The sequence below is a fragment of the Pseudomonas sp. Sample_24 genome (genome assembly GCF_004307605.1).
In the GTDB taxonomy this organism is placed as follows: domain Bacteria; phylum Pseudomonadota; class Gammaproteobacteria; order Pseudomonadales; family Pseudomonadaceae; genus Aquipseudomonas.
This window is the reverse complement of record NZ_RCNW01000175.1, coordinates 1-6135: the sequence shown is the minus strand read 5'-3', so window position 1 is coordinate 6135 and position 6135 is coordinate 1. Positions and strand designations below refer to the sequence as shown.

At 59.4% G+C, this 6135-nt stretch carries 5 protein-coding genes; 4 read left to right on the top strand and 1 reads right to left on the bottom strand.

All coding sequences use genetic code 11. From position 1 onward, the window contains the following. The coding region (locus D8V06_RS09030) for an AcvB/VirJ family lysyl-phosphatidylglycerol hydrolase (RefSeq protein ID WP_130930822.1) at nucleotides 1–728 on the top strand (728 nt) is incomplete at its 5' end. Nucleotides 729–983: 255 nt separating this feature from the next. On the opposite strand, the gene D8V06_RS09020 is transcribed toward D8V06_RS09030, so the two are convergent. Continuing rightward, nucleotides 984–2885: a potassium transporter Kup gene (locus D8V06_RS09020; protein WP_130930821.1), complete on the bottom strand. Its 1902-nt coding sequence runs from the start codon at nucleotides 2883–2885 to the stop codon at nucleotides 984–986. 285 nt (nucleotides 2886–3170) lie between these two features. On the opposite strand from D8V06_RS09020, the gene rimO reads away from it, so the two are divergent. The 3 genes from rimO (at nucleotide 3171) to D8V06_RS09005 (ending at nucleotide 6001) form a co-directional block, all read left to right on the top strand. Beyond that, a complete protein-coding gene (rimO, locus tag D8V06_RS09015; protein WP_003222282.1) occupies nucleotides 3171–4508 on the top strand; it encodes a 30S ribosomal protein S12 methylthiotransferase RimO in 1338 nt (445 codons plus the stop codon). Nucleotides 4509–4631: 123 nt separating this feature from the next. Next, nucleotides 4632–5105 (top strand): GNAT family N-acetyltransferase, encoded by a 474-nt coding sequence (locus D8V06_RS09010; RefSeq protein WP_056856159.1) that lies wholly within the window; start codon nucleotides 4632–4634, stop codon nucleotides 5103–5105. A gap of 185 nt (nucleotides 5106–5290) precedes the next feature. Further along, complete coding sequence (locus D8V06_RS09005; protein ID WP_056856160.1) at nucleotides 5291–6001, top strand: rRNA pseudouridine synthase; 711 nt, start codon at nucleotides 5291–5293, stop codon at nucleotides 5999–6001. The last annotated feature ends 134 nt before the right edge of the window (nucleotides 6002–6135 follow it).

Genomic DNA, 6135 nt, shown 5'->3' with positions numbered 1-6135 from the left:
GCATCAGCGACTACGACATCAACCTGCCGCAAGTGCTGAACAACGAACTGCGCAAGATCCTCGTCGGCGGCGACAAAGCGGCAGGCGGCCTGCAGATTCCGGTGGTTGAAGTACCCGCAGGCCAGGCCCGGGACACGGTCACCCTGTTCCTCTCCGGTGACGGTGGCTGGCGCGATCTGGACCGCGATGTCGCCGGCGAAATGGCCAAGATCGGTTACCCGGTGGTCGGCATCGACACCTTGCGTTACTACTGGCAGCACAAGAGTCCGGAACAGAGCGCCCTGGACCTGGCAGAACTGATGCAGCACTACCGGCAGAAATGGGGCACCAAGCGCTTCATTCTCACCGGTTACTCGTTCGGTGCCGACGTGCTGCCAGCGATCTACAACCGCCTGGCCGAATCGGAACAGAATCGCGTCGACGCAATCATCCTGCTGGCTTTCGCCCGTACCGGCAGCTTCGAAATCGAAGTCGAAGGCTGGCTCGGCAACGCCGGCAAGGAAGCCGCCACCGGCCCGGAAATGGCCAGGTTGCCAGCCGCTAAAGTGGTGTGCATCTACGGTGAAGAAGAAGTCGATGAAAGTGGCTGCACCGACAAGAGCGCCGTGGGCGAAGTCATCAAACTGCCAGGCGGCCACCATTTCGACGAGAACTACCCGGCACTGGCCCAGCGCCTGGTGGGGGTGATCAAGAAGCGCCAGGCGCAGGAAACCGAGGCTCAGGAGTGATCTGAGCAGCGTTTGCAAAAAAGCCCCCGCAGCGTTTCGGTTACGGGGGCTTTTTCATGACCGTTACTTGAACTCGACACAAATCCCTGTGGGAGCAGGCTTGCCGCGATAAGGGCATAACGTCCGACATCTCTGTCGACTGACACGCTGCCATCGCGGGCAAGCCCGCTCCCACAGGGTTTATCGCTGCCTTTGGATACGTCATAAAAAGCCCCCGCTGCCGCAAGGCAAGGGGGGCTTTTTGATCTTGCAGTCTTACATCTCCACCTGTGTCCCCAACTCAATCACCCGGTTCAACGGCAGATTGAAGAAGCGCAGGTTGCCGTTGGCGTTCTGCAACATGAAGGCGAACAGTGCCTCGCGCCAGCGGGCCATGCCTTCGAGCTTGGAAGCGATGACGGTTTCGCGGCTGAGGAAGTAGGTGGTGCGCATAGGGCTGAAGTCCAGTTCATCGAGATGACACAGTTTCAGCGCCTTCGGCACGTCCGGCTCATCGGTGAAGCCAAAATGCAGGATTACCCGGAAGAAACCCTCGCCGTAGGAATCGACTTCGAAGCGCCGGCTCGGCGGCACTCGCGGGATGTCTTCGTACACCACCGTCAACAGCACCACTTGCTCGTGCAGCACCTGATTATGCAGAAGGTTGTGCAACAGAGCGTGAGGCACGGCGTCCGGCCGGGCGGTGAGGAACACAGCGGTACCCTGGACCCGATGCGGGGGCTGCACGGCGATACTGCTGATGAAGATCGGCAACGGCAATCCACCTTCATCAATGCGATCGACCAGCAACTGCTTGCCGCGCTTCCAAGTGGTCATGAGGACAAACAATGCGAGACCGGCAATCACGGGGAATGCCCCGCCCTGCACGATTTTCGGTACGTTGGCAGCGAAGTAAAGACCGTCCACCAACAGGAAACCAAGCAAGATCGGCACCGCAAGGATCGGCGGCCACTTCCACAGCAGCAGGATCACCGCCGACACCAGAATAGTGGTCATCAGCATGGTGCCCGTCACCGCCACACCGTAGGCGGAAGCCAGGGCGCCGGAGGATTCGAAACCTATCACCAGCAAAATCACGCCGACCATCAGCGCCCAGTTCACCGCACCAATGTAGATCTGGCCCTGTTCAGCGCTCGAGGTGTGCCGGATATGCATGCGCGGGATGTAGCCGAGCTGGATCGCCTGACGGGTCAAGGAGAACGCACCGGAAATCACCGCTTGCGAGGCAATCACCGTGGCCAGGGTCGACAGGCCTACCAGTGGGATCAACGCCCAACTTGGCGCCAGCAAGTAGAACGGGTTGCGAGCGGCTTCCGGGTCACCCAGCAGCAAGGCGCCTTGGCCGAAATAGTTGAGCACCAACGCCGGCAGCACGAGGATGAACCAGGCGCGGGCAATCGGCTTGCGACCGAAGTGGCCCATGTCCGCGTAGAGCGCTTCGGCACCGGTCAATGCCAGCACCACGGCGCCGAGAATCGCCACGCCCATGCCCGGATGCACGATGAAGAAACGCACACCCCAAACCGGGTTCATCGCTTGCAGGACTTCCGGGTGCTGAACGATGCCGTAGACACCGAGCGCTCCCAGCACCAGGAACCAGGTGACCATGATCGGCCCGAACAGGATGCCGATCCGTGCGGTGCCGTGACTCTGAATCAGGAACAGCGCCACCAACACGATCAACGACAACGGCACCACCCAATGGTCGATCCCCTCGAATGCCAACCCCAGGCCTTCGATTGCCGACAATACGGAAATGGCCGGGGTGATCATGCTGTCGCCATAGAACAATGCAGCACCGATCAGCCCGCATACCACCAGAAGGCCACGCAGCTTGGCATGCCCTGACGCCGCTCGCCGTGCCAGCGCGGTCAGGGCCATGATCCCGCCTTCGCCCTGGTTGTCGGCGCGCAGGACAAACATCATGTACTTGATCGACACGACCCAGATCAGTGACCAGAAAATCAGCGCCAGAATGCCTAACACGCCATCGTGATTGACCGGCACACCATACGCGCCGGAGAACACTTCTTTGAGGGTGTACAACGGACTGGTGCCGATATCGCCATAAACCACCCCGACTGCCGCAACCAGCATGCCGATCGGTTTGGCCGCCGAATGCCCGGTCGCTCCTGCCTGACTACTTGCGTGCCCCATCCACCACTCCTGATTACCAAAACCCGGCTTCTTGAATGAAGCACTTTTCTGCAGCATGCGCTTTTTTACTTTACGTTACAGACGTTTTGTTGACTGTAAAAAATCCGTAAAGCCCAACCGCGCGAAGCATAGCGCAGCACTCGTCGTATTTCCCCGCATAAAGCTGGTCAAGTGAACGTCTCACCGCTAGAATTGCGCACTTTTTGATCAGAGGCGCAGTTCAAGCGCCCGTCCGTCGGTTTTGCCCAGCCCGGCAAGCGGCGTCACAAAACACCGAGGTTAGACATGTCCACCACTCCTGCGCCGGCCAATCCAAAGGTTGGCTTCGTATCCCTGGGTTGCCCCAAAGCACTGGTCGACTCCGAGCGCATCCTTACCCAGCTGCGCATGGAAGGCTATGACGTCGTGTCCACCTATCAGGACGCCGATGTCGTGGTGGTCAACACCTGCGGCTTCATTGATTCGGCCAAGGCAGAGTCTCTGGAAGTGATCGGCGAAGCGATCAAGGAAAACGGCAAGGTCATCGTCACCGGCTGCATGGGCGTCGAAGAAGGCAACATCCGCGACGTGCACCCGAGCGTGCTGGCCGTGACCGGTCCGCAGCAGTACGAGCAAGTGGTCAACGCCGTGCACGAAGTCGTGCCGCCGCGTCAGGATCACAACCCGCTGATCGACCTGGTGCCGCCGCAAGGGATCAAACTGACCCCACGCCACTACGCCTACCTGAAGATCTCCGAAGGCTGCAACCACAGCTGCAGCTTCTGCATCATCCCGTCGATGCGCGGCAAATTGGTCAGCCGTCCGGTCGGTGATGTCCTTGACGAGGCCCAGCGCCTGGTCAAGTCGGGCGTCAAAGAGCTGTTGGTGATCTCGCAAGACACCAGCGCCTATGGCGTCGACGTGAAATACCGCACCGGTTTCTGGAACGGCGCGCCGGTGAAAACCCGCATGACCGAACTCTGCGAAGCCCTGAGCACCCTCGGCGTCTGGGTTCGCCTGCACTACGTTTATCCGTACCCGCACGTTGACGAACTGATCCCGCTGATGGCCGCCGGCAAGATCCTGCCGTACCTGGACATCCCGTTCCAGCACGCCAGCCCGAAAGTGTTGAAGGCGATGAAACGCCCGGCGTTCGAAGACAAGACCCTGGCGCGGATCAAGAACTGGCGCGAAATCTGCCCTGATCTGATCATCCGTTCGACCTTCATCGTCGGTTTCCCGGGCGAGACTGAAGAAGACTTCCAGTACCTGCTGAACTGGCTGACCGAAGCCCAGCTCGATCGCGTCGGTTGCTTCCAGTACTCGCCGGTCGACGGCGCGCCGGCCAACGACCTGGACCTGGAAGTGGTTCCAGATGACGTCAAGCAGGATCGTTGGGAGCGCTTCATGGCGCACCAGCAGGCGATCAGCTCGGCCCGCCTGCAAATGCGCATCGGCCGTGAAATCGAAGTGCTGGTCGATGAAGTCGACGAGCAAGGCGCGGTCGGCCGTTGCTTCTTCGATGCTCCGGAAATCGACGGAAACGTATTCATCGACAATGGCAGCAACCTGAAGCCGGGCGATAAAGTCTGGTGCAAGGTGACCGACGCCGACGAATACGATCTGTGGGCTGAACAGATCTAAACGCAAAAATTATGCAAAGCCCCGCTCTCTTGACGAGATGCGGGGCTTTTTTACGGCTATCGTTTGGTGAAGAACGGAATCTCACTTTTTACAGTCGGTAGCTAAAAGAAGGAGCAGGCGGGCATGCGCCAACATTCGGTCATCCACACACCGAAACAGAGTGACTATGAAGAACTGACCCGGGTCTGGGAGGACTCGGTCCGCGCCACCCATGACTTTCTGCCAGACAGTTACATCAATCTGTTGAAGAATCTGGTGCTGACCCGCTACCTCGATGCCGTCATGCTGATCTGCACCAAGGACGCCAACCAGCGCATTACCGGATTCGCCGGGGTCGCGGCGGGCAAGGTCGAAATGCTCTTTATTGACCCGCAACACCGCGGTCAGGGCCTGGGCAAGAAATTGCTGCGTTATGCCCTGGAAAACCTCAATGCCGATCAACTGGACGTGAACGAACAGAACCCGCAAGCCCTGGGGTTTTACTTCAAGCAAGGGTTTGAGGTGATCGGCCGCTCGGAAGTCGATGGCATGGGACAGCCCTATCCGTTGTTGCATATGCGCATGCGCCAGGTCCAGCAACGCTCACAACATGGCTGACACACCAGATTAACCCTGTGGGGCTTGCCAGCGATGCGGACGCTGCGGTCAATCCAGATACACCGAGGTGATGCAATCGCTGGCAAGCCAGCGCCCACAGGAATTGCGACCGACCTCAAATGGAACCGGGCTTAACCGGCGCCAGGCAGGTACAATGCCCACCCCTTTTTTGTTACGGCCCTGTCATGACTGACCCGATTCGTCTCTCCAAACGCCTCATCGAACTCGTCGGCTGCTCCCGTCGGGAGGCTGAGCTGTTCATCGAAGGCGGCTGGGTCACCGTCGACGGCGAAGTCATCGACGAGCCGCAGTTCAAAGTCGGCGCACAAAAAGTCGAGCTGGACCCAGAAGCCAAGGCCACTGCCCCGGAACCGGTAACCATTCTGTTCAACGTGCCCGCCGGCATGGACGCGGACACCGCCATGGCGACCATCAGCGCCGAGACGCTGAGCGAAGAACACCGTTACGGCAAACGTCCGCTCAAGGGCCACTTCCAGCGCCTGACCGCCAGCACTGACCTGCAGGCGAACGCCAGCGGCTTGCTGGTGTTCACCCAGGACTGGAAGATCCTGCGCAAACTCACCGCCGACTCCAACAAGATCGAGCAGGAATACGTGGTCGAAGTCGAAGGCGACATGGTCGAGCACGGTCTCAATCGCTTGCAACACGGCCTGACCTACAAAGGCAAGGAATTGCCGCCGGTCAAGGCCAGCTGGCAGAACGAAAACCGCCTGCGCTTTGCCATGAAAAACCCGCAACCGGGTGTTATCGCCCTGTTCTGCCAGGCCGTCGGTCTGAAGATCGTGGGTATCCGCCGCATCCGCATCGGTGGCGTATCCATCGGTAAAGTGCCGTTGGGACAATGGCGCTACCTGTCTGGCAAAGAGAAGTTCTAAGGCTTTTCACGCCGTCACACATTTCGGCGTCGCGCCTGGTTGCGACGCCCACAGTTGAAAATCGGGACTGCCCACATGATTCATAACGACGTACTGCGCAGCGTGCGCTACATGCTCGACATCAGCGACAAGAA